21 protein-coding genes are annotated in these 23,637 nt (G+C 71.5%); 10 read left to right on the top strand and 11 right to left on the bottom strand.

Annotated elements, in window-relative coordinates; all coding sequences use genetic code 11:
* Positions 1-1,961, top strand: a 1,961-nt coding sequence (locus ACFWXC_RS51635; RefSeq protein ID WP_384491061.1) for a D-alanyl-D-alanine carboxypeptidase, incomplete at its 5' end; no start/stop codon positions are given.
* 197 nt (positions 1,962-2,158) lie between these two features.
* Positions 2,159-4,069, top strand: coding sequence for an MFS transporter (locus ACFWXC_RS51630; RefSeq protein ID WP_384491059.1), 1,911 nt, complete (start codon positions 2,159-2,161; stop codon positions 4,067-4,069).
* A 5-nt stretch (positions 4,070-4,074) separates the two neighbouring features.
* On the opposite strand, the gene ACFWXC_RS51625 is transcribed toward ACFWXC_RS51630, so the two are convergent.
* Positions 4,075-4,917 (bottom strand): hypothetical protein, encoded by an 843-nt coding sequence (locus tag ACFWXC_RS51625; RefSeq protein ID WP_384491057.1) that lies wholly within the window; start codon positions 4,915-4,917, stop codon positions 4,075-4,077.
* A gap of 80 nt (positions 4,918-4,997) precedes the next feature.
* Here ACFWXC_RS51625 and ACFWXC_RS51620 point away from each other — a divergent pair, with 80 nt between their 5' ends.
* Positions 4,998-5,786, top strand: a complete 789-nt coding sequence (locus ACFWXC_RS51620) for an SDR family oxidoreductase (protein WP_384491055.1) — start codon at positions 4,998-5,000, stop codon at positions 5,784-5,786.
* 228 nt (positions 5,787-6,014) lie between these two features.
* Complete coding sequence (locus ACFWXC_RS51615; protein ID WP_384491053.1) at positions 6,015-7,583, top strand: sodium:solute symporter family protein; 1,569 nt, start codon at positions 6,015-6,017, stop codon at positions 7,581-7,583.
* A gap of 24 nt (positions 7,584-7,607) precedes the next feature.
* Here ACFWXC_RS51615 and ACFWXC_RS51610 read toward each other — a convergent pair whose 3' ends face one another.
* The 5 genes from ACFWXC_RS51610 to ACFWXC_RS51590 all read right to left on the bottom strand — a co-directional run bounded on the left by ACFWXC_RS51610 (position 7,608) and on the right by ACFWXC_RS51590 (position 10,950).
* The gene (locus tag ACFWXC_RS51610; RefSeq protein WP_384491051.1) at positions 7,608-8,726 is read right to left on the bottom strand and encodes an ADP-ribosylglycohydrolase family protein; all 1,119 of its coding nucleotides are present in this window, start codon (positions 8,724-8,726) and stop codon (positions 7,608-7,610) included.
* Positions 8,727-8,874: 148 nt separating this feature from the next.
* Positions 8,875-9,207 carry a hypothetical protein gene (locus ACFWXC_RS51605; protein ID WP_384491049.1) on the bottom strand — a complete coding sequence of 111 codons (333 nt, stop codon included), beginning with the start codon at positions 9,205-9,207 and terminating at the stop codon, positions 8,875-8,877.
* A 29-nt stretch (positions 9,208-9,236) separates the two neighbouring features.
* On the bottom strand, positions 9,237-9,446 hold the full coding sequence (locus ACFWXC_RS51600; RefSeq protein ID WP_384491047.1) for a hypothetical protein: 210 nt from the start codon (positions 9,444-9,446) through the stop codon (positions 9,237-9,239).
* Positions 9,447-9,485: 39 nt separating this feature from the next.
* Entirely contained in the window at positions 9,486-10,283 is a 798-nt protein-coding gene (locus ACFWXC_RS51595) for a helix-turn-helix domain-containing protein (RefSeq protein WP_384491045.1), read from the bottom strand.
* A 226-nt stretch (positions 10,284-10,509) separates the two neighbouring features.
* The gene (locus ACFWXC_RS51590; RefSeq protein ID WP_384491043.1) at positions 10,510-10,950 is read right to left on the bottom strand and encodes an ATP-binding protein; all 441 of its coding nucleotides are present in this window, start codon (positions 10,948-10,950) and stop codon (positions 10,510-10,512) included.
* 113 nt (positions 10,951-11,063) lie between these two features.
* Between ACFWXC_RS51590 and ACFWXC_RS51585 the strand changes: the two genes are divergently transcribed.
* From ACFWXC_RS51585 to ACFWXC_RS51575, 3 genes are read left to right on the top strand one after another with little or no spacing between them, the layout of a single operon-like run.
* Positions 11,064-11,876, top strand: a complete 813-nt coding sequence (locus tag ACFWXC_RS51585; protein WP_384491041.1) for a Scr1 family TA system antitoxin-like transcriptional regulator — start codon at positions 11,064-11,066, stop codon at positions 11,874-11,876.
* Positions 11,873-12,061 carry a DUF397 domain-containing protein gene (locus tag ACFWXC_RS51580; protein WP_384491039.1) on the top strand — a complete coding sequence of 63 codons (189 nt, stop codon included), beginning with the start codon at positions 11,873-11,875 and terminating at the stop codon, positions 12,059-12,061. The genes ACFWXC_RS51585 and ACFWXC_RS51580 overlap by 4 nt, the downstream gene beginning before the upstream one ends.
* Positions 12,062-12,086: 25 nt before the next feature.
* Positions 12,087-12,422: a nuclear transport factor 2 family protein gene (locus ACFWXC_RS51575; protein WP_384491065.1), complete on the top strand. Its 336-nt coding sequence runs from the start codon at positions 12,087-12,089 to the stop codon at positions 12,420-12,422.
* Between the two features lies 1 nt (position 12,423).
* Here ACFWXC_RS51575 and ACFWXC_RS51570 read toward each other — a convergent pair whose 3' ends face one another.
* A complete protein-coding gene (locus ACFWXC_RS51570; RefSeq protein WP_384491037.1) occupies positions 12,424-14,823 on the bottom strand; it encodes a tetratricopeptide repeat protein in 2,400 nt (799 codons plus the stop codon).
* 102 nt (positions 14,824-14,925) lie between these two features.
* Between ACFWXC_RS51570 and ACFWXC_RS51565 the strand changes: the two genes are divergently transcribed.
* Complete coding sequence (locus ACFWXC_RS51565; RefSeq protein ID WP_384491035.1) at positions 14,926-16,632, top strand: ATP-binding cassette domain-containing protein; 1,707 nt, start codon at positions 14,926-14,928, stop codon at positions 16,630-16,632.
* 34 nt (positions 16,633-16,666) lie between these two features.
* On the opposite strand, the gene ACFWXC_RS51560 is transcribed toward ACFWXC_RS51565, so the two are convergent.
* Positions 16,667-18,043: an aminotransferase class V-fold PLP-dependent enzyme gene (locus ACFWXC_RS51560; protein WP_384491033.1), complete on the bottom strand. Its 1,377-nt coding sequence runs from the start codon at positions 18,041-18,043 to the stop codon at positions 16,667-16,669.
* A gap of 146 nt (positions 18,044-18,189) precedes the next feature.
* On the opposite strand from ACFWXC_RS51560, the gene ACFWXC_RS51555 reads away from it, so the two are divergent.
* Positions 18,190-18,690 (top strand): DUF2165 domain-containing protein, encoded by a 501-nt coding sequence (locus tag ACFWXC_RS51555; protein WP_384491031.1) that lies wholly within the window; start codon positions 18,190-18,192, stop codon positions 18,688-18,690.
* Here the strand turns inward: ACFWXC_RS51555 and ACFWXC_RS51550 are convergent, their stop codons facing one another.
* Complete coding sequence (locus ACFWXC_RS51550; RefSeq protein ID WP_384491063.1) at positions 18,691-19,287, bottom strand: NADPH-dependent FMN reductase; 597 nt, start codon at positions 19,285-19,287, stop codon at positions 18,691-18,693.
* A gap of 103 nt (positions 19,288-19,390) precedes the next feature.
* On the opposite strand from ACFWXC_RS51550, the gene ACFWXC_RS51545 reads away from it, so the two are divergent.
* Complete coding sequence (locus tag ACFWXC_RS51545; protein WP_384491029.1) at positions 19,391-20,221, top strand: helix-turn-helix domain-containing protein; 831 nt, start codon at positions 19,391-19,393, stop codon at positions 20,219-20,221.
* A 3-nt stretch (positions 20,222-20,224) separates the two neighbouring features.
* On the opposite strand, the gene ACFWXC_RS51540 is transcribed toward ACFWXC_RS51545, so the two are convergent.
* Together ACFWXC_RS51540 and ACFWXC_RS51535 are read right to left on the bottom strand one after the other, a co-directional pair.
* A complete protein-coding gene (locus ACFWXC_RS51540; protein WP_384491027.1) occupies positions 20,225-20,794 on the bottom strand; it encodes a hypothetical protein in 570 nt (189 codons plus the stop codon).
* 112 nt (positions 20,795-20,906) lie between these two features.
* Positions 20,907-23,495: a bifunctional FO biosynthesis protein CofGH gene (locus ACFWXC_RS51535; protein WP_384491025.1), complete on the bottom strand. Its 2,589-nt coding sequence runs from the start codon at positions 23,493-23,495 to the stop codon at positions 20,907-20,909.
* Positions 23,496-23,637 lie beyond the last annotated feature (142 nt).

Here is a 23,637-nt window from a genome sequence, read left to right as displayed (position 1 = left end):
CTGCCGCCGAACCGGAGGACGCCGCACCCGAAGACGCCCCGAAGGCTGCCGCCGAGCCCGAGGACGCCGCACCCGAGGACGAGCCCAAGGCGACCGCCGAACCCGAAGACGCCGCACCCGAAGACGAGCCGAAGTCTGCGGCCGAACCCGAAGACGCCGCACCCAAGGACGCCCCGAAGGCGACCGCCGAACCCGAGGACGCCGCACCCGAAGACGAGCCCAAGGTCGACTCCGGACTCGCAGTCGCCGATGGTGAGGGCGCCCCGCAGGGGCCACCTGCAGTCGGCGACGAGAGCCGCACGGGTGGTGCGGGTGGGGACACCGAGACCGCAACCGGCGACGGACCCGCGCCCGCCGACGGCGAGGACGGCACCGGCGACGCCGAGGCCGCGGTCGATCAGCCCACCACCATGCTGAAGGCGCCCCGCCTCCCGCAGGTCGACCAGCCCACCACCACGCTCAAGCTGGGTTCCAAGCCCAACCCCAAGCCCCAGCCGAAGCCCCAGCCCAAGACCCCTGAGTCCGACCCCGAGCGCACCAGCAGATTCGTCGCCCTCAAGTCGGACCTCAAGCCGGACACCAAACCCGACGCCAAGCCCGGCACCGCCTCCACCACCCGTACCACCGCCATCCCCCAGGTCGGCCCCGAGCGCACCACCCAGCTGCCGCTCCCGCCGAAGCCCCCGCTGGACCTGCTCGCCGAGCTGACCAACACGCCTCCGCCGCCGGAGACCTCGGTCAGGACCTTCGTCCGGCGGGTCAAGATCTGGACGCCCCTGGTCATCGTCCTCCTGATCATCTTTGCGGTCGTACAGACTCTCCGTCCGCTCCCGCAGCCCACCCTCGACCTCACCGCGAAGGACAGCTACACCTTCGAGGGCAGCAAGGCCGACATCCCCTGGCCGGCCGACGGCCAGGCCGCCCTCGACGTCCAGGGCATCGGCTCGTTCGGTTCCTCCGGCGAGCAGAAGCCCGTGCCGATCGCGAGCGTCGCCAAGGTGATGACCGCGTACATCATCCTGCGCGACCACCCCCTGAAGAGCGGTGCCGCCGGCCCGAAGATCGGGATCGACCAGGCGGCCGAGGACCAGTCGAACGCCGGCCAGGAGTCCACCGTCGACGTGACGGCCGGCGACACGTTCACCCAGCGCGAGGCGCTGGAGAGCATCCTCATCGCCTCCGCCAACAACGTGGCCCGTCTGCTGGCCCGTTGGGACGCCGGTTCCGAGAAGGCGTTCGTGGCGAAGATGAACGCCACCGCGAAGAAGCTCGGCATGACGAACACGACGTACACCGACCCCTCCGGCCTCACCGACTCCACCGTCTCCACGGCCGTGGACCAGGTGAAGCTGGCGAAGGCGGCGATGTCGAGCGAGCCGTCGTTCCGCGAGGTCGCCGCGATGATGTCGTACGACGACTACAAGGGTGTCAACCACGGCAACTGGAACCAGCTGGTCGGTCACAACGACGTCGTCGGCATCAAGACCGGCACCACCACCTCCGCCCTCGGCAACCTGGTCTTCGCCGCGAAGAAGGACGTGAACGGCGAGACCCGCACGATCATCGGCGCGGTGCTCCGGCAGCCGGCCAGCGCCGCCTCGGACAACAGCATCCTCACCGCCGCCCTCAACGGCGGCGACAAGCTGATCCGGGCCGCCCAGGGCGAGCTGAAGGCGGCGACGATCTACAAGAAGGGTGCTGTCGTCGGGTACGTCGACGACGGTCTCGGCGGCCGTACCCCGGTCGTGGCGACCAAGGACGTCACCGCGGTCGGCTGGTCGGGCCTGAAGGTGAAGCTGACCTTCCAGGCCGACGACGTGCCGCACACCGCGAAGGCCGGCACCAAGGTCGGCGCCCTCACCGTGGGTGACGGCTCCGGCTCCGCGGTCCAGGTTCCGGTCGCCCTGCAGAAGGATCTGGCCGAGCCCGGGTTCACGAGCAAGCTGACCCGTATCGGCTGACACAAGACGCACATTCCGTCCCCGCACCCCGCCGATGGCGGCCCACCCCAGGGTCCCGCGGCGGGGTGCGTGCTAGCGTCACGAATCGGGGCAGGTCGTCGGCCGCCGGGACACGGCCGCGAACTGGACGAGAAGCGGCCGGTAACACCGTGGAACGCGGCCGAGAACAGAAGACGGGACACGGGGAGTGCCTTCAGGTGGCCACAGCGGAGCCGACACGCGCCGACGACACCGATCCGGGCCCGGTATCCGGCTCGCGAATAGCCGTGCCCGAGACCGGTCCGCACGGCGCACACGGCACTCGGACCACACAGAGCACGCAGAGCACACAAAGCACGCAGAGCAAGACGGGCACGCAGCGTAACGGCGGGCTCCGTCACCTCCTCGATCTGGACGAGCCCCTGCGCGAGTGGCCGTCGCGCCACCCGGTGCTGGCGATCACCGCCCTCGCCGGCATCCTGCACATCATCTGGCTGTTCACGTTCGCGAACAGTGGTGGCGACCTCGCGGCGCAGGACGCCTGGGCCGAGTTCGTCGGCCGGCACCCGGACTCGGCGTACAACCTCGCCTGGTACGGCGGTATGCACCCGGTGTCGTACAGCGTGGTCTCGCCGTACCTGATGTCCGTGCTCGGTGTCCGTACGACGATGATGATCGCCGGCACGGTCTCGGCGGGGCTGCTGACCCTGCTCCTCATCCGCAGCCGCGCGGTGAAGAACCCCCTGTGGGCCTCGCTCGCCGGGGTGTTCGCGCTGATCTGCAACGCGGTGTCCGGGCGGGTCACCTTCGGGCTCGGCACGGTGTTCGCGCTGGCCTCGGTGGGAGCGGTGTTCTGCTGGCCGTACCGCTGGCGCCACAAACGGTGGGCGAAGGCACTGGTCGCGGCCCCGCTGGCGGCGCTGGCGACCATGTCGTCGCCGGTCGCCGGGCTCTTCGTCGGCCTGGTCGCGGTCGCGCTGTTCCTGCAGAAGCGGCGCCCGGGCGCCTGGGCGCTCGGCCTGGCACCCGCGGCCGTGGTCGCCGTCTCCGCCTGGCTGTTCCCGTTCTCCGGCACCCAGCCGATGGGCTTCGGCTCGGTGATCCTGCCCCTGCTGTACGGCCTGTTCTGTCTCTTCCTCGTGCCCAGGGAGTGGAAGACGGTCCGGCTGACGGCGGCCGTGTACAGCCTCGGGGTCGTGCTGGTGTGGCTGGTCAGTTCGCAGATCGGCTCGAACATCTCGCGGCTGCCGATGCTGTTCGCGGGCGCGACCCTGATCGCGGCGCTCCCGTACACCGTGCCGCGCTCGCGCAAGTACTACGTCACCGTCCTCGCCTTCCTCGGCTTCGTCGGCTGGATCGGCTTCAAGTCGGTCGACGACATCGTCCACACGACGCCGACCGCGTCCTGGGCCCGGGAACTCGCCCCGCTCGTCCACCAGCTCCAGCAGGTCGGCGCCGAGCGGGGCCGCGTCGAGGTGGTCCCGGCCCGCTCGCACCGGGAGGCGTCCGCGCTCGCGCCGTACGTCAACCTGGCCCGCGGCTGGAACCGCCAGGCCGACATGGAGCGCAACCCGCTCTTCTACGACGACACCCTCAACTCCGCGAACTACCACGAGTGGCTGCAGCGCTGGGCGGTGCACTTCGTGGTGCTGCCGAAGGACGACCCCGACGGCGACGGCGGCGAACGCGAGCGGGCACTGGTCCAGCGCGGGATGCCGTATCTGAAGCAGGTCTGGGGCGACGCCAACTGGCAGCTGTTCCGGGTGACCGATCCGGCGCCGCTCGCCGAGCCCGACGCGGTGGTGGACAGCGCCGAGCAGGGCGAGCTGACCATCGAGGTGCGCAGGGCCGGACGGATCCTGATCCGGATCCCGTACTCGCCGTGGCTGAGCATCGTCGACGCGGACGGCAAGAGCCTGAAGCCGCCGCAGGAGACCCAGGCCTCCAAGCACCGGGCGGAGGGCACGCCGAAGAAGTACGTCAACGTCAACGGCTGCCTGATGGAGACGCCGGAGGACGCGAAGGGCGACAAGTGGACGATGCTGCTCGCGCCGAAGGCGGGGACCTACCGGCTGGCGGCGCCGTACCAGCTGCCGCGGGGCACGCCGTGTCCCGACGAGCTGAAGTGACCGGGTCAGCCGCGTAGCTCCGCCACGTAGCGGTCCGTGCCCGGCACGGTCGGTACGAACGGTGCCACCAGTTCCACCCTGCCCAGTCCGGACCCGGCGACGTCCTCGTCCAGGCCGGTGAAGCGGGCGTCCCAGCACTGCCTCGGGTCCGTCTCCAGGAACCACAGCAGCGTCAGCCGGGTGTCGACGCCCTCCACCTGCTTCACATAGGTCATCCGGTCGCCGGGCAGGGGCGTCGGGCGGAACACCGTGACCATGGCCGCCGGTGAACCGGCGAGCCGCTTGGGCAGGTGCCGGCCGCGCAGCCACTCCAGCAGTTCCGTCCGCTGCTCGGGCGACTCGCTGTCGATGACCTCCATCACCAGTCCGGTGTAGGGGTGGTCGAGGGCGTGGAAGTCGCGGGGGCCGGCGGCCCCGTCCCGGTACACCGTCGCCTCGTGGTCCTGGAACGCCGTGAAGACGTGGGTGCGGTCCTGGTACACCCGGGCGTCCCGGTTCAGCCGCCGGTTGATGCCGACCGTCCACTTCATGTGGTCGGCGTAGCGGCCGTCGGTGATCCAGTAGACGGAGAGGTAGCAGCCGGTGGTGACGGGCTGGGCGATCGCCGACTTCTCGGGGTAGCGCAGGAGCTGCAGGTCCCGGGTGGCGACCCAGCGGCGGCCCGCGTACATCCAGGGCATGGCCATGGCGCCGGCGTAGTAGTGGTCGTCCTCGTACCAGCGGTTGTACGCGTACTCGTGCCCGGGGTGCGGCTCGACCATGGTGATGAGGGCGTGGCCGGGGCGGACGCCGTAGGGGCCGACCGCGGCCAGCTCGGCGTACACATCGCTACGCGTGTCCTCGCTCATGCGCCTTCCCTTCCTTCCGCCTGCACTCGCCCATACTCTGACGCTCCGTCAGATAAAGCGCCAGGGTCGGGAGGTCATCGATGTCACTGCTCGTGGGCAAGACGGTCGTCGTCTCGGGGGTCGGCGCCGGGCTGGGGCACCAGGTCGCGGCGGCCGTCGTACGGGACGGCGGGAACGCCGTGCTCGGTGCGCGGACCGAGGCGAACCTCGCCAAGAGCGCGGCCGGGATCGATCCGGAGGGCGGCCGGACCGCGTACCGCCCCACCGACATCACCGACGAGGGCCAGTGCGAGGCGCTGGCGGCGCTGGCGCGGGAGCGCTTCGGGGGCATCGACGCGGTGGTGCACGTGGCCGCCTGGGACTCCTACTTCGGCGGGGTCGAGGACGCGGACTTCGCGACCTGGGCGTCGGTGGTCGACGTGAACCTGCTGGGGACGCTGCGGATGACCCGGGCGTGCCTGCCGGCGCTGAAGGAGGCGGGCGGCGGCTCGGTGGTCTTCGTCGGTACGCAGTCGGCCGTCGCCGCGCCCTCGCAGGTGAAGCAGGCCGCGTACGCCGCCTCGAAGGGGGCGCTGACCAGCGCGATGTACTCGCTGGCGCGGGAGCTGGGGCCGTACCGGATCCGGGTCAACACGGTGCTGCCGGGCTGGATGTGGGGGCCGCCGGTGCAGGCGTACGTCCAGTTCACGGCGCACACGGAGGGGGTGCCGGAGGACGAGGTGCTGGGGCGGCTGACGGGGCGGATGGCGCTGCCGGAGCTGGCGACGGACGGGGACGTGGCGGACGCGGCGGTGTTCCTGGCGTCGGACCGGGCGCGGGCCATCACGGGGCAGTCGCTGCTGGTCAACGCGGGGGAGCTGATGCGCTGAGGCACTGGTTCCGGCCATCGAGAACACGCCAGTTCGTTCATACACGTGAATCAAGGTCAGCAAGGCGAACGATTTTACTTTCCCTTGACCCTACGCCCGCTTGTCGTGCCCGCGTAACCGAACCCACGATGAGCGGGCACTTCGCGGCCTTCCCCGTCCCCACTCCGCTTATGCGAAGTGCCAACCAGCTGAGCGGAGTTCAGAAGGCGGACCCTGGAAGGGGGGCACATGAACGGGCTCGACTGGGCCGTGCTCATCGGCTACTTCGGCGTGATGGTCGCGATCGGCGTGTGGTCGCACAAACGCGTGGACAACGTCAGCGACTTCTTCACGGCCGGCGGAAAGATGCCGTGGTGGCTCTCCGGCATCTCGCACCACATGTCGGGCTACAGCGCGGTGATGTTCACCGGCTACGCGGGCATCGCCTACACCTACGGCGTGACGTCGTTCGTCACCTGGTCCTTCCCGATCGCGCTGGGCATCGCGATCGGCTCGAAACTCTTCGCACCGCGTGTCAACCGCCTGCGTTCCCGCCTCCATGTGGCGTCCCCCCTCGAATACCTGAAGAACCGCTACAACCTGTCCACGCAGCAGGCGCTGGCCTGGTCCGGCATGCTGCTGAAGATCGTGGACGTGGCCGCCAAGTGGGCCGCGATCGCCACCCTGTTGTCGGTGTTCACGGGTGTCTCCCTCAACCAGGGCATCCTCATCACCGGCGCGATCACCGCGGTCTACTGCACGATCGGCGGCCTGTGGGCGGACGCGCTGACCGAACTGGGCCAGTTCATCATCCAGTTGCTGGCCGGCGTCTCGATGTTCGTCGCCGTCGTCCTGAAGCTGAACGACAAGGGCATCGGCTTCTTCGAGGCCTGGGACCAGCCGGCCCTGCACGGCCACGGCAAGCCGCTGGTCGGCCCCTACGGCACGGTCTTCCTGCTGGCCTTCCTCTTCATCAAGCTCTTCGAGTACAACGGCGGCATGCTCAACCAGGCCCAGCGCTACATGGCGACGGCCGGACCGAAGGAGGCCGAGCGCAGCGCCCGCCTCTCCGCGGCCCTGTGGCTGATCTGGCCGGTGGTCCTGTTCTTCCCGATGTGGATGTCGCCGCTCCTGGTCCACGCCCAGAAGCCGGACGGCTCCGACTCCTACGGCCTGATGACCGAACAGCTCCTCCCCCACGGCCTGCTGGGCCTGGTGATCGTCGGCTTCTTCTCCCACACGATGGCGATGTGCTCCTCCGACGCCAACGCGATCGCGGCCGTCTTCACCCGTGACGTGGCGCCGGTGCTGTCGTCGCGGGCACGGGGCTGGAGCGAGCGCTCCGGTCTGATCGCGGCCCGGGTGACGACGGTGGTCTTCCTCGGCCTGTCCATGGCGGTGGCCACCCAGGTCAACTCCCCCACGTTCAAGGACATCATCACCGTGGTCATCAAGTGGGTGGCCGGTCTGATGGGCCCGATCGCGATCCCGATGATGCTGGGCCTGCTCCGCCCGTTCCGCCGCTCCGGCCCGACGGCCGCGCTCACCAGCTGGGCGGCGGGCCTGCTGGCCTTCTGGCTGGTCAACTACCCGATCAACTGGAACGTCGACGGCGGCGTACCGCTCCAGTACCAGGTGTCGGTCCCGCTGGCCGTCTCCCTGGTCCTCTACATCCTCATCGGCTACCTGAAGCCGGAGGACACCCCGGAGCGCCTCGCGATCATCGAGACCGTGAACACGGACGGGGACAGCGCGGCGGCGACCGCCCCGGTACCGGCTCAGGCTCCGGCGGGCGGCGGGGAGGTACTGCGGGACTGACCGGCGGCCCCTGGGCCGGTCGGCTCAGGCGCCTCGCGGGTAGCGGGTGAGCCAGCCGGGGGCCGCGCCCGCCGGGCCGTGCAGGGCCGGGCCCTGGGTCATCTCCATCGCGAAGTCGTCGGCCAGCTCCAGGGTCGTAGGACGGCCCTCCAGTTCGGCCACCCAGGCCGGCGGGAGGGCCGTCTCGCCGTGCAGGGCGCCGAGCAGGCCGCCGGTGAGGGCTCCGGCGACGGCGGAGGGTCCGGCCTGGTTGACGGCCAGGCAGAGCCCGTGCCGTACGTCCTCGCCGACGAGCGCGCAGTACACGGCCGCGGCGAGCGTCCCGTCCGCCGCCCCGTCCCCGGTCAGCTCCTCGACCCGGGCCGGGGACGGCATCCCCTGCCGTACGGCGCCGAGCGCGTGCTGCAACGCGTCCGAGACGGGCTGGTGCCCCGGCCGGGCGGCGAGCAGGGCGAGGGCCCGCTGGACCGACCCGTCCAGCGACTCGCCGCGGGCCAGCGCGTGCACGATCACGGCGTAGGCGCCGGCGGACAGACAGGCGGTCGGATGCCCGTGCGTCTGCGCCGCGCACTCCACGGCCAGCTGGATGACGAGCTGCGGCTCCCAGCCGACGAGCAGCCCGAACGGCGCGGACCGGGCGACGGCCTCCGGCCCCATGTCATCGGGGTTCTTCGGCGACTCCAGGGTCCCCATGGTGTCGTCCCCGAGCCCGATGAGCAGCGCGCGGGTCGGGTCTCTCCTGGCGTACAGCCACTCCTCCCTGGCCAGCCACCCGTCTTCCTTCCGCCGCTCGTCGGGCCCCCAGTCCCGCTGGGTGGCCGCCCACCGCAGATAGGCGCGGTGCAGGTCGGTGGGCGGATGCCAGGCGCCGGTGTCCCGTCTCACCTGGGCTCTTATCAACCCGTCCACGGTGAACAGGGTCAGCTGGGTGTGATGGGTCACCGTCCCGCGCCGCCCGTACCCGAACCCGAGATCGACCAGCCCCTCCGGCCCGTAGGCCGCCCGGATCTCCTCCAGCGTCAGCCCGTCGACGGGCCCGCCGAGCGCGTCTCCCACCGCGGTACCGAGGAGGGTTCCCCGCACCCTGCTCCGGAAGTCCTGCTGCTCGGCACGACCCCAGACGGCACCCGACACCGCACTCACCACCATGACCTCCCCACGGGCACCGTCCGTACATACGAGCGGTCAGCACTGTAATCGACCGGGAACGGTCCGTTCAGGGGACAGTTAGGTATGCGAAGTGTGGGTTGTGTGCTCCCTAGTGGGCAGCTTTCGGCCAGGTAAGGGGTGGTCAGGCGGGGAGAAAGGGGGCAGCCGTACCGGTTCCCGCGTCCACCTCGGCCGCCTCCAGGATGGCCCGGATCTCCGCGATGGCTGCCGTCGGGTCCTGCTCCCCCGCGTCCACGACGCGCTCCAGTTCACGCAGGCGGGCGGCACGCTCCGGGTGCCGTTCGATCGCCACGAACACGGCCCAGGAGGCCACGAAGGCTTGCAGGGGGGCGAGGGTCCCGGCCTGGAGCGCGTTCGTGGCGGCCTCGGCGAGGTGCTGGGTCAGCGCCGGGAGTCGGGCGGGCGCGAGGCGTTCGACCACCGTCCGCAGGGCCGCCGGTGTGAGTTCCGGCATGGGAACCGGCGATCCTGACGCGTCGGCGGTCATGCCTTGGGCAGGAAGCCGCGATCCCGCAGCTCCTGGAGGGCGGCGGCGATCCGGAACTCGCTGTCGCCGAGCTGCCCCGCGAGCGCCTGGACGCTCGTGGGAGCACCCTCGGGCAGCATCCGGAGGTGGACGCCGACGCCGATCGCCATGAGGGACAGCCCCGGGCACCGGGCAAGGTCGTCGTGGCCTGCGAACATGTAGGTCATCGGGAAGTGCCCCTTCTTTCCTGAAGTGCGCATCACTGCTCAAGCAGCTCTCTCGGACCGTGCCCGGCAGTCGCGGCAGCGGCCGGGACGAGCCGACCGGAACGCCCGCTCGCAGCCCTCGCACGTCTGGAACGGATCCGGGTGGGCCGGCGTGGGCGTGTCCCGCGGGGCCGGAGCCGGGAGGTGGGGTGGCAACTGGCTGGCGAGGCGGTGGGCCAGGAAGGCCGCCGGGTGCTTGACCGGATCCTGGGGCAGGTCGGTCGTGAGAGCACGTACGACGGCTGAGGACGGCACGCCACGCTCCAGCCACTGGGAGACGGCCGGTGCCAGACGGAGTACGTCCCGCTCACTGAGAACGAGGCGGGAGTCGTACGCGCGGAGCCCGGCGAGCAGGTCGTCGGCCTTGCGGGCAGCCCGCGGCGCCCTCGGCGGGGCGGGAGCCTTCGGCTTCGGTTCGGGGGCCCGGGCGGCTTCGACCACCGCAGGGCGGGGCCTGTTGTACGAGAACGTCCGGGTCACGACCTGGCCCGACGGAAGACGTTCCTTGGCGCGCAGATGGAACCCGTACCGCTCCAGCTCGCGCAGGGCCGAGGCGATCCTGATCTCACCCTCGGGCAACTGCTCGGCGAGCGCCTTGATGCCGACCGGGGAGCCCTCGGGCAGCGACTGGATGTAGCTCCCGATGCCCTTCGCCGTGGAGGACAACTCCGGGTGCTGGAGCAGTTCGTTGCTGACCACCGTGAAGTTGGCGTCGAGGCGTTCCTTCACATGGGTGACACCGGAGTGGGAATGCCGGGTCTTCGCGGGCGCGGGAGCGCTAGGCTGCTGAGCAGTCATGGGGAAGCTGTTCTCTTCCTTGATGATCAGGCCCTCGCAGTGGGATGGCAGTCCCGGCGAGGGCCGAAGTATGTCTGGACTTGTCGCCGCAGACGCTGCCGCACAACTGCCCCTCCGCGCCAGCTGAGTTCGGCATATTCACTCCGGCGGGTGATCGACGGGGACGGTAGGGGCGGGTTGGGTTCTTTCCCCGGTTCTTTGGTCTTTGGCGTCGGGAACGCCCGGGTCATGGGCTCCCGCGACCCGGTGCCCCCAGCTCCGCCCAGACGACCTTGCAACCGGCCGGCGCCTCGTCCGTGCCCCAACGGTCCGCGTACGCCCCCACGATCAGCAGACCGCGCCCCGATTCCGCGTCGGCGGACACCGGATCGTGGACGCGCGGGATCCGGTCGCCCCGGGCGTCGGTCACCTCGATACGGAGGGTGCGGTCGGCGTGCAGCCGCAGTCCCAGCCGGAAGTCCCGTCCCGCCACGCGTCCGTGCAGCACCGCGTTCGACGCCAGCTCGGCCACCACCTGCGTCGCCGCCTCCGCGAACGGCACACCCCAGTCGTCCAGTTGGCGCTCGGTGAGCAGCCGTGCCAGTCGAGCACCTCTTCGAGTGGCGGACAGCTGAACCCTGAAGAGGCGTGTCGGGGTGGCGACTTGCGGGAGGGATTTCTGGTTCATGTCACCCAGCGTGGTCGCCTCTTCCTACCCTGAACAGCAACGACCCCGGCACAGAGAGTGACTGTCCGGGTGTCGGTCGGGGCCGTACGGGTCGTACGTCGGAAGGGGCGGATGTGGAGGACGAGGAGGCCGAGGCCGTACTCAGGGCGGTCGGTCGGCAGATCAAGGTGTGGCGCGAGGCCGCCGGGATGCGGCAGGCCGAACTCGGCACGGCCATCGGCTACAGCGAGGAGATGGTGTCGGCCGTGGAGCGGGGGCGGCGGATCCCCAAGTCCGACTTCCTGGAGAAGGCCGATGGGGTGCTGGGGGCGGGCGGGAAGCTCGCACTGATGAAGGAGGACGTGGAGCGAGCCCGGTACCCGAAGAAGGTCCGGGATCTGGCGAAGCTGGAGGACGAGTCCGTCGAGATGGGTGCCTATACCGCCCTTCACATCCATGGGCTGCTCCAGACGCGGGAGTACGCGACGGCGTTGTACGAGATGCGGCAACCCGCCTATGCGGAGGAGGAGATCGAACGCCTCGTAGCCGCGCGCATGGCGCGGAAGTCCGTGTTCGAGCGGGCGCCCCGGCCATTCATCACGTTCGTCCTGGAAGAGACGACGCTACGGCGGCCGGTCGGAGGGAGACTGGCATTCAGCCGACAGCTTGAACACCTGTTGGAGGTCGCCAAGTTGAGGCATGTCGAAATCCAGGTGATGCCCACGGACCGGGCAGACCACGCCTACGTGTCCGGCTCGTTCCGTGTCCTCAAGCTCCGGGACGGCAAGACACTGGCCTACTCGGCGGCGGAGCTGCACAGCCGCGTGATCGGTGATCCCCGGGAAGCTCAGCTCCTGGAAATGCGCTATGGAATGATCCGGGCGCAGGCCCTCTCCCCTCGGGAGTCACTGGCCTTCATCGAGAGAGTGCTGGGAGAAGTGACATGACCGCCTCCACATCGACCTGGTTCAAGAGCAGCTACAGCGGCGGCGACGAGCCCGACTGCGTCGAGGTCGCCATATCCCCCGCCGACACCACCGTCCACGTCCGCGACTCCAAGGACAGGGAAGGCGCGCGGCTCACCTTCGCCGACGCCCCGTGGGCCGACTTCGTGGCGTTCGCCGGGCGTTGAGCGCGGGCCACGAAGGCACACGTTCATCTCCGCGTTCAACGCCTCGGACGACAGTTATGTGACCGCGTTGCTCTCCCAGGCCCTGACATCGGACGTGGTCTTCTGGGGTCCGTTGGGCCGTAGTGAAGGGATCGAGGCGGTCGAGCGGTTCGTGCTGGACATCCGGCGTCATCCGGCGGGGACCGGCACGATGGTGCGTTGCTCGGCGGTGGACATGCCCGACGAGTGGGCCCGCTACCAGTGGGTCTTCACCACGCCGGACGGAGGCACCCGCCTGGCGGGGACGGACGTCGTCCATCTGCGGCGCAGCCTCATCGACCAGGTCATCGTCTTCGCGGGGGAGATCAAGTCCGCCTCCTGAGTCATCCCTCTCCGGCGCCGGTCATGCGGTGCCGGACCGCGGTCCGCTGTTCCCGGGCCCACGGGTACTCGGGGTTGAGCGCAAGGGCACGGTCCAGGTCGGCGAGACCCTCTTCGTGGCGGCCGAGGTTGGACAGTGACACGCCTCGGCTCGCGTACGCCGACGCATAGCCGGGGTCGAGTTCGAGGGCGCGGTCGTAGTCGGCCAGGGCCTCCTCGTCGCGGCCGGTGACGCGCAGCGCGTCGCCGCGTTCGCAGCGGCCCCAGGCCCAGTCGGGTTGCAGGGCGAGGGCACGGTCCAGGTCGGCGAGGCGGCGGGCCTGGTCGCCGAGGCCGCGCCAGACGCGGGCGCGGCGGGCGAGGGCCCAGGCGTAGTCGGGCTTGAGTTCCAGGGCGTGGTCGAAGTCGGCCAGGGCCGCGTCGAGGTCACCGTGCCGTTCGTGGGCGGCGCCCCGGGAGGCGAGGGCGAACTCGCTGGTGGGGTCGCGTCTGATCCCCTCGCTCAGGTCGGCCACCGCTTCGTCGTGGTGGCGTGCGAGCCGGTGGTGCTCGCCGCGCAGGATGACGTTCCACGGGTTGTCCGGCTCCAGTTCGAGCACCCGGTCGAGGTCGGCCAGCGCACCTTCGTGGTCGCCCGTCCAGCCCCGGGTGACGGCCCGGCCGCGGTGGGCGCGGACCAGGGCCGGGTCCAGGGCGAGGGCGCGGTCGTACTCCTCCAGGGCCCGCTCGGGCGCGCCGTCCCGGCCGAGCGCGTCGGCCCGCAGCGCCCAGGCCGTCGCCCGCCACGGCTCGTCGCCCCGGGCGCGGCCGAGCAGCAGCCGGAGCAGTCCGGCGAGCCCGCCCGCGGCGAGCGCCTCGGAGAGGTCGCCGCCCCAGGTCCGTACGGCCTCGGCGTCCGCGTCCTCGCCCGCCTCGGCCAGCAGCCGCACCCAGGGCCGTACGGCATCGTCCCCGTGGGCGCAGGCGGTGACGACATCGGCCAGAGTCCCGGAGAGCGCGGCGCGGGGTCTCGCGCACAGCAGGTGGTACGACTCGCCGAGCCGGAGTTCCCGCCATCCGTCGTCCGCCCACAATTCGTCGGGCCGCAGGCCGGCTTCGGCCTCCGCGCGCCGTCTGCCGTACGCCTCGGCGAGCCGGGTGTGCCGCTCGGTCCAGCCCTGGGGTGAGCGCAGCCGCTGGAGCCGGAGCATCGGCGCCCGTACGACGTCGTGGTACTGCAACCGCCCGCCGCGCTCGGCGACGAACGGCATGGCCCTCAGCCAGGCGAAGAGCGCGCCCGTCCGGTCCTCGGGGCCGTCCACGGCGGAGCGGAACACGTCCTCGTCGAGCCGTCGGGGCAGCGCGCCCGCCAGCGCGGCCGCTCTGCGCACGGGGTCCCGCTCCCATTTCAGGAACCGGTCGACCGCCGTGGCGCTCGGATCCCCCACTTCCCCGGGGCCGACGGGCCCGGACTCGGCCAGGGTGGAGACGAGCACCGGAAGCCCGCCCGTCAGCCGCAGTACCTCGGCGACCACCGGTTCGTCCCGCACCCCCTTGTCCGCGAGCAGCCCCCGGGCCTCCGCCTCCGTGAACGGGCCGAGCGGCAGGTCCGTCCTGAAGTCCGCGAAGCTGCCCCAGCGGGCCGTGTCGAAGGGGTGCTGGCCGGAGGTGACCACGACGACATTGGCGGGGAGGGCGCCATGGCGGTCGGTGGTCATCACGTCGTGCAGCCAGGGGTCGAGGAACGGGCCGGTGCGCTCGTAGGTGTCGAGGAGGAGCACGATCCAGGGGACGGTGTCGGCCGCGCCCGCCAGTTCCGTCAGCAGCACGGGGGTGAGTACCTGCTCGGGGGAGAGCACCAGCTGGGCGTCCTCCTGGCTGCGGAAGCGGGCCCGGAGCCGGTCCGCGCCCTGGGCGAGCCGGTCCGTGTCCAGGGCGACGGCGAAGGCGCCGGCCACCGGGACCATCCCCAGTCCCACCTGGGCCGCCCGCGCCACGGCCAGGCTCCCCGCCGACGGCCGCTCCCCCTCCTCCGGTCCGCCGCCCGGCACCAGCGCGGACTCCGCCTCGTGCCGCCGCTCCCGGTGCGCGGCCAGCAGCCGCTCCAGTTCCTTGAACCGCCGTCCCTGGGACGCGAACTGACGGATCATCACCGCCATTGCCTCGGGGATGCCGGCCACGCCCTCGTCGACGTAGGCGGTCAGCGCCCCGGCCTCCCGGGCGATCTGCTCCAGCTCCCGTACCAGCCGGGTCTTCCCGACGCCCGCGTCACCGTGCACATGGAACAGGAACCGGTGCCGCTCGTCCTCGGGCGGCAACTCCAGGTTCCGCCGGAACGCGGCCCGCTCCTCGGCCCGCCCGACGAACCCGGCCCTCCGGCGCCGCCCGATCAGCTCCTGCATCGACGGCCGTGTCGACCCCATCAGCTGCACCCCCGTAGCCACTCCGCCCGCAGTCTGGCAGAGGCCCCGGCATCAGGACACGGGCGCCTGTCGAGCCCGGGGCTCACCTGACATGCTGCCCCCATGCCGACACCGCCCCCGCCCCCGCACGCGTCCGTCGAGGCTCCCGCTCCCTCCGTCAACGGCCTGCGCCTGCGGGCGCGTCGGGTGAGCCGGGACGTCCGTGGGGGTGGGCGGATACTGAACGACATATCCGTCGAGGTCGTCCCGGGGCAGCTGACCGTGATCGCCGGGAGCAGCGGTGCGGGCAAGACCGTGCTGTTGCAGACGCTGGCGGGGCTGAGCGCACCGACCGAGGGCGAGGTGCTGCACGACGGGGCGCGACCCGGGCCGCCGGGGCCGGACTTCGGGTTCGTTCCGCAGGAGGACATCATCCACCGCGAGCTGCCGCTGCGCCGCACCCTCGTCTACGCGGCCGGTCTGCGGATGGCTCCGGGCACACCGGCCGGGACCGTGCTCGACACCGTCGACCGGGTGCTGGGGATGCTCGGCCTGGCGGAGCGGGCGGAGACTCCCGTGCGCGCGCTGAGCGGCGGCGAACGCAAACGGGCCAGTATCGCGGTCGAGTTGCTCACCCGTCCCCGGGTGCTTTTCCTCGACGAGCCGACGTCCGGGCTCGACCCGGTCACCGGCGCGGCCCTGCTGCGCACCCTGCGGACGCTGGCCGAGGACGGCACCACCGTCGTCCTGACCACACACGTCCTCGCCGACCTGCTCCGCGCCGACCAGGTGGTGTTCCTCTCCGCCGGTGGCGAGGTCGCGTACGCGGGCGGACCGGCCGCCCTGTTCGAGGCGTTCGGGGTCGGCACCGTGGAGGAGGTGTACGAGGCGGTGGCGGGCGGTGCGCGCGTCGCACGGGCCGTGCCCGAGGACGTGGACTCCCCTGACGCCACGTCACCGTCGCCGCGGCCGCGCCGTGTCGGGGTCCTCGGGCAGTGGACACTGCTGACCCGGCGCGGTACCGCGCTGATGCTGCACAACCGGCTCTCGGTCGCCGTGCTGGCGGGCTCGCCGGTGATGATCGTGGCGATGTTCGCGGTGCTGTTCCGGGCCGGTGCGTTCGATCCGGCGGCACCGGATCCGGGCTCCTCGGCGATGATCATGTTCTGGATCGCGTTCGGCGCGTTCTTCTTCGGACTGACCTACGGCCTGCTGCAGATCTGCACCGAGCTGCCGGTGCTGCGCCGGGAGTGGCTCGCGGGGCTGCGGATCGGCCCGTACGTCGCCTCGAAGCTGACCACCATGCTGCCGGTGCTCGCGGTCGCGGACGCGCTGCTGCTGGTCGTGCTGCGCGCTCTGGACCGGCTGCCCGCGGCGGGCTGGGACACGTACGGGTCGCTGTTCGCGTCGAGTGTGCTGGCCTCGGCCGCCGCTCTCGCGCTGGGGCTGCTCGCGTCGGCGGCGGTCTCGGAGCCGGGGCAGGCGACGCTGATGCTGCCGTTGCTCTGCTTCCCCCAGGTGCTGTTCTCGGGCGCCTTCGTGCCGGTGCCCCGGATGACGGTGGCCGGGAAGGCGATCAGCTGGGCGATGACCAACCGCTGGGCGTTCGAGGCGCTGGGCAGCGGGGTGGGTCTTGAGTCGCTGTGGCGGGCGGGCCGCTCGCCGCTCGGTCCGCCGCTGCTGGCGTCGTACGGGGATTCGTTCGGGCATCCGGCGAGCCGCGGGTGGCTGGTCCTGGCGGGCTTCGCGCTGGTGTTCCTGGCCTGGACGTGGGTGATCCTGGTCCGCAAGTGCCGGGACGGGACGGCGCGGAGCCGCGTGGGACGGTGATCCGCCGCGGGGTGAGCGGCAGGGTGACAGGGGCTCAGCAGCTCTCCCGCGCGGCCAGCCCGGCCACCGTCGGCACCCGGTCCCGGTAGGTCTCCGTCACGAACGTCAGGAACGTCTCGATGTCCCGGGGCTGGGACGCCACGCCCAGGGAGACCCGGACGGCGCCCGCCGACGGCAGCCCCAGCAGCTCCAGGTACTCGTCCAGCGAGGCGACTTGCGTGTCGGCCGCCGAGAGCAGCCGGGTCAGTGGCAGGTCGAACGCCTCCTCTCCGGCGCCCGGATTGCAGAAGCAGCCCGTGCGCAGGGATATGCCGTGCGCGGCGCTGTCCCGGGTGACGACGCGTTCGTCGACGATCCGGCCGTCCGCCCCGAGCACGTTCAGCGCGACCGTGCCGCCGCGGTCCGCGTCGGCGCGCTCGGCGCCGTACACCCGGACCAGCGGGGAGCCGTCGCTGTGCCGCAATGCGCGTAAGCCGCCCAGCAGTTGAGCGGTGAGGGCGGTGACGTGGGCGTGTATGCGGTCCATGCCGATGCCGTCGATCCAGGCGAGTCCGGCGGTCACGTCCGGCAGGGACAGGAAGTTGACCGTGCCGTCCTCGAAGGCGGCCTCGTCGGCGGCGAGGACGTGCCACTGGGCCCGGGCGCTGACGGCGTAGATGGTGCCGCCCGAGAACCAGGGGCGGCGCAGCTTGGCGAGGGCCTCGCGGCGGGCGATCAGACTGCCGACGCCGGTGGGATGTCCGAAGACCTTGTACCAGCTGACGGCGGTGAAGTCCGGGTGGTGGCGGCTCAGGTCCAGGACGTTGGCCGGGGCGAAGGCCGCTGCGTCGAGCAGGACGTCGTAGCCGTGCGACCGGGCGGCGGCGATCCAGTCCAGTGAGTGCTGGACGCCGGTGAAGTTGCTCTGCGCCGGGTAGGCGAGCAGGCCGCCGGCGCCCCGGCGCGGGCCGGGCGGGGACAGGGCGGCGCGCAGCCGCCCCTCGTCGATGTGCAGGCCCGGCACGTACACGGTGGTGGCTCCCCGCGCCCGCGCGTACTCCCGCAGGCCGTTGACCGAGTTGTGGTTGTCGAGCGACATGACGAGCCTGCTGTCGCGGGTGAAGGGGTAGGCCTCACCGACCAGGCGCAGGGCACCGGTCGCGTTGGGGGTGAAGATCACGGCGTACTCGTCGGGGTCGGCGTTGAAGTGCCGGAGCACCGCCTGCCGGGCCTCTGCCAGCAGGAGTCCGGAGGCGCGGGAGGCCGGGCTCTCGGAGTGCGGGTTGCCGAACAGTCCGCCGGTGATCCGCCGGGCGCTGCCCATGACGAGGGAGCGCGGGGGAAGTCCGGCGCCGGTGTGGTCGAGGTAGGTGTGTCCGCCCTCGTCGAGGTAGCCGAACTCGCGCGTCCGCAACTCCGTGAAGCCGTCCACGAGACCCCCTTCGCACTTCGCACTTCGCACGAAACTTCGACCAAGGTACCCGTGTGCGGGCGATTCGCCGCGGCGCCACGACGTCGTGCCGCCGGGCAACCGCCGAACAGGGGGTGTGAACGGCCGAGTTGGGGAAGGACGGTGACATGTCCACCTCCCACGCGCCTCGTGCGCTTCCGCTTGCCGCTGCCGTTCTGACCGGATCGGTCGCGCTCTACATCGCCCTCGTCGCCTTCGGGAACATCACCGACTTCGGTACCAACCAGGCCTTCGTCCAGCATGTGCTGGCCATGGACACCACGTTCAGGGACGAGGACCTGATGTGGCGGGCCGTTACGAACAAGGGACTTGAGAACGCCGCGTACGTCGCCATCATCGTGTGGGAGACGCTGGCCGCGCTCGTGCTGATCGCCGGGACCTGGCTCTGGGCCCGCCGTGACAACGTCCGCGCACGGCGCGTCTCCACCTACGGCCTGCTGATGCTCGTGCTGCTGTTCGGCGCCGGGTTCATCGGGATCGGCGGTGAGTGGTTCTCGATGTGGCAGTCCAAGACCTGGAACGGGCTGGACGCCGCGACCCGGGTGCTGGTGCTGACCGGCCTCGCCCTGATCGTCGTCCAGCTGAGCCCCTCGGACCGGGAGAGCTGATCAGGAGGGATAGGGAGCCGCCTCGCGGCCCGCGCGGAGGGTGGCCGTCCACCAGGTCAGCTGGTCGAGGAGGGCCTTGGCGTACCCGGCGACCTGGGGGTCCAGAGGGCGGCCGTCCTGCCACGCGGTGAAGTAGTTCGGGAAGGCCAGGCCGTCCCGGAGGGTCACCGCGTGCAGTTCGGTGAGCACGTTCTCCAGGTGGAGCACGGCATGGCGGCCGCCGGCCGCGCCGCCGTAGCTGACGAACGCCACCGGCTTCGCCGTCCACTGGGTGAAGTGCCAGTCGATGGCCGCCTTCAGCGATGCCGGGTAGCTGTGGTTGTACTCGGGGGTGACGACGACGAACGCGTCCGCCGCCGCCAGGGCCGCCGTCAGTCCGCTCATCCCGGACGGGCGGGGATAGGCGTCGCCCGCGTGCTTCGGTGACTCCGCAGGCAACGTCAACGGGATGTCGTACGCCGCCAGATCCACGACCTCCGTCTCGAAGCCGCCGAAGGCGTCCGCCTGTTCGGCCACCCATCGCGCCACCACCGGGCCGAAGCGGCCCTCCCGGACGCTTCCCACCAGGATCACCAGCTTGTGCGTGTCGTTGTTCATGGTCATCACCCTGCGGCCGCGCCGGCGGCCCAGCCAGACCGTGCCCAGGCTGGCCCCCGCAGGGCCACGCTGGGAGAACTCCGGTCCGCCTATCCTCGACCGCATGGGGACACCTCTGGGGGACTTCGTCCGCGCGAAGCGGGACAGCATCCAGCCGGCGGTGCTCGGGCTGCCGGAGCGCGGCCGCCGGCGGTCACCGGGACTGCGGCGGCTCGACCTGGCCGACCGGGCCGGTATCAGCGTCGAGTACCTGACGCGCATCGAGCAGGGCCGGGACCGCAATCCGTCGGTGGCGGTCGTCAATGCCCTCGCCGACGCCCTCAGCCTCGATCCCGCCGAACGCGCCCACCTCCGCTACCTCGCGAAGATCACCGGCGGTGAGTGCGTCGCCCACCCGCAACCGGCGCCGCCGCGGCGCGAGGTGCGGCCGTCCGTCCTGGAGACCCTCCGCCTGCTCGAACCCGGCCTCGCCCTCGTCACCAACCGGCTCGGCGACATCCTCGCCCGCACGGGGTCGTACGAGGCGGTGATGAGCGGGACCGGGCTCCTGGACGCCGAGATCCCCAATCTCACCCGGTACGTGTTCACCGACCCCCGGGCCCGGGACCTCTTCACCGACTGGGACGCCGTCGCCGACGAGCAGGCCTTCGACCTGTGGCTCGGGCCCTCCGTCGAGAACAGCGAGTGGTTCACGGCGGAGCTGGCGCCCGTCGCCGGGGCCGACTTCACCCGCCGGATGAACCGGCACGTGGTCCCGGCCCGCGGGGTCCTGCGGCTGCGGCATCCTTCGGGCACCGGACTGCGCCTGCGGCGCGAGACGCTCGACATCACCGAGGACGCGCAGCAGCTGGTCGTACTCCTGCCCGCCGACCAGGAGACGGCCGGGGCCGTCGAGCGGCTCCGCAGGCCGCCGAGGCTCCGCGCCATCTCCTGACGGCTACTTGACCACCGTCACCTTGGTGTTCGGTTCCGTGCCGAACGTCCACAGGGCCGCGCCGTCCGCCTTGTGCATGCGGATGCCGCTGGTCTGCTTGCCCGCCGCGGGGGGCGGGGAGGAGCCGTCGACCGCGTTGGAGAAGGCGATCGACAGCCCCGACTTCGCGGCGAAGTAGAGGATGTGCTCGATCTGGACGCCGTCCGAGCCGGTCGTGGACGCCAGGGTCTTGGAGATCGTGTACGCGCCGGGGTCGGGGCTCACCGTCCCCGGCCACACCGTGAACGTGCGGGTCGCCTTGTCGCTCGCGCCGACCGTCCACACCCGCTTGGCGCCGAGCGAGTAGACGATCCGGCGGCCCGTGCCGGAGGCGGCCGGCACGGCGGGGGCCTTCGTGGGCTTCGGGGACGCGGAGGGGTGGGCGCCCGCCGACGCGCTCGCCGACGGGCGGACCGCCGCGGCCGTGGGGTGCGGCCCCTTGTCGGCCTGTAGGGCGAGGAAGACGACGGCCACCGTCGCCCCGGTCGTCAGACCGGTGACCCAGACCCAGGAGGGCAGCAGTCGGGCAGCCACGGGTACGCATCTCCTCCGTTATGAGGGCCCCCTACGTATTCGCACAGGGGTCGGATCATCGTACTGTGCGCTGCCCGCCCGCTCGGTCCGGTCCAGGTCCCGCCCGGTCCGCTCAGTCCAGCACCGGCAGCAGCTCCGGCAGGTGCCCGTCGGACGCCTCCGCCGCCCGCCGGCGCTCCTCGGGCACCTCGCCGTACAGCGTCGTACGGGGCTTCGCCGGACGGCCCGCCGCCTCGGCCACGGCGATCAGGTCCCGTACCGACTTGTACGAGCCGTACGACGAGCCCGCCATCCGCGAGATCGTCTCCTCCATCAGCGTGCCGCCCAGGTCGTTCGCGCCCGAGCGGAGCATCTCCGCCGCACCCTCCGCGCCCAGTTTCACCCAGCTTGTCTGGATGTTCGGGATGTAGGGGTGGAGGAGGAGCCGGGCCATCGCCGTCACCGCCCGGTTGTCGCGCATGGTCGGGCCGGGGCGGGAGATGCCCGCCAGGTAGACGGGGGCGTTGGTGTGGATGAAGGGCAGGGTCACGAACTCCGTGAAGCCGCCGGTCCGCTGCTGGATGCCGGCCAGCGTGCGCAGGTGGCCCAGCCAGTGGCGGGGCTGGTCGACATGGCCGTACATCATCGTGGAGGAGGAGCGGATGCCGACCTCGTGGGCGGTCGTGACGACCTCGATCCAGGTGGCGGTGGGGAGCTTGCCCTTGGTCAGGACCCAGCGGACCTCGTCGTCCAGGATCTCCGCCGCCGTCCCGGGGATGGTGTCCAGGCCCGCCTCCTTCGCCGCGGTCAGCCACTCCCGGATCGACATGCCGGTGCGCGTCGCGCCGTTCACGACCTCCATCGGCGAGAAGGCGTGCACATGCATGCCGGGGACCCGCTCCTTCACCGCCTTCGCGATGTCGAAGTACGCCGTGCCGGGCAGGTCGGGGTGGATACCGCCCTGCATGCAGACCTCGACCGCGCCGAGGTCCCAGGCCTGCTGGGCCCGGTCGGCGACCTGGTCCAGGGAGAGGGTGTAGGCGTCGGCGTCCGTGCGGCGCTGGGCGAAGGCGCAGAACCGGCAGCCGGTGTAGCAGACGTTGGTGAAGTTGATGTTGCGGGTGACGATGTAGGTGACGTCGTCGCCGACCGCCGACTTCCGTACGTCGTCGGCGATCCTGGTCAGCGCGTCCAGCGCCGGGCCGTCCGCGTGGAACAGGGCGAGGGCCTCGGCGTCCGTCAGCTTCGTGGGGTCGTCGGCCGCGGTCGCCAGGGCCTGGCGGACGTCCGTGTCGATGCGCTCGGGTGCCATGCCGGGGGCGGCCGCCTCGCGCAGGGCACCCCAGTCGCCGTACACCTCGTCGAAGTCGTCGCGGCGGTCGCCGGTACGGCCCTCGGTGTCGATGGTGGCGTGCAGGTCGGTGCGGCCGGTCGCGACGAAGACCTCCTCGGGCTCCTGCCAGGGATGCCCCTCGACGACCGCGTCCGCCCGCGCCAGCCCCGTCTCCGGGTCCGCCAGCGCGGCCACGTGCGGGCGCAGCCGCGGGTCCAGCCAGGGCTCGCCCCGGGTGACGAACTCCGGGTACACGCAGAGACGTTCCCGCAGCTCGAAGCCGGCCGCCCGGGACCGTTCGGTGAGTTCCTCGATCTGCGGCCAGGGGCGTTCGGGGTTGACGTGGTCGATGGTGAGCGGGGAGACCCCGCCCCAGTCGTCGATACCGGCCGCGATCAGGCGTTCGTACTCGCTGTCGACGAGGTTGGGCGGCGCCTGGATGTTGCCGGCCGGCCCCATGACCAGCCGGGCCACCGCCACGGCCGCGACCAGTTCGTCCAGCTCGGCGTCCGGCATCCCGCGCATCGCCGTGTCCGGCTTGGCGCGGAAGTTCTGGATGATCAGCTCCTGGACGCCGTGGTACGACCGGGCCACGCGGCGCAGTGCGAAGAGGGACTCGGCCCGCTCCTCGTACGTCTCGCCGATGCCGATCAGGATCCCCGAGGTGAACGGGACCGAGGAACGGCCCGCGTCCTCCAGGACCCGCAGCCGGACGGCGGGCTCCTTGTCGGGGGAACCGTGGTGCGGACCGCCGGGCTCGGACCACAGCCGGGTCGCCGTCGTCTCCAGCATCATGCCCATGGACGGCGCGACCGGCTTGAGCCGCTGGAAGTCGGTCCAGGACATCACGCCCGGGTTGAGGTGGGGCAGCAGGCCGGTCTCCTCCAGGATGCGGATGGAGATGGCCCGGACGTAGGCGATCGTGTCGTCGTAACCGTGCGCGTCGAGCCACTCGCGCGCCTCCGGCCAGCGGTCCTCCGGCTTGTCGCCGAGGGTGATCAGGGCTTCCTTGCAGCCGAGGGCCGCGCCCTTGCGGGCCACGTCGAGGACCTCGTCCGGGGACATGAACATGCCGTGCCCGGCCCGGCGGAGCTTGCCGGGGACGGTGACGAACGTGCAGTAGTGGCACTTGTCGCGGCACAGGCGGGTGAGGGGGATGAAGACGCTCTTCGAGTACGTGATGACACCCGGGCGGCCGGCCTGTTCCAGACCGGCGTCGCGCACGCGGGCGGCGGACGCGGCGAGGTCGTCGAGTGCCTCGCCGCGCGCCTGGAGCAGAACGGCGGCCTCGGAGACGTCGAGGGCGACGCCGTCCCGGGCGCGTTTGAGGGCGCGACGCATGGAGTTCTCGGTGGGGCCGCCGGTTCCGGGGGTCGCGGAAGTCGTCATTCTTTGAGCATACGTTCGGGCTCGGGGGGTTCAGTGGGGGCCGGGGGGCGTGCGGTACGTGGAACAGGCGCCGGTGCGTGGGGGTTGCTCGCGCAGTTCCCCGCGCCCCTAAAGGGGCGCTTGCTGCAGCGCCCCTTCTTTT

The sequence above is a fragment of the Streptomyces sp. NPDC058683 genome (assembly GCF_042716195.1).
Taxonomy (GTDB): Bacteria; Actinomycetota; Actinomycetes; order Streptomycetales; family Streptomycetaceae; genus Streptomyces.
This window is presented reverse-complemented; position numbering and strand designations above follow the sequence as displayed.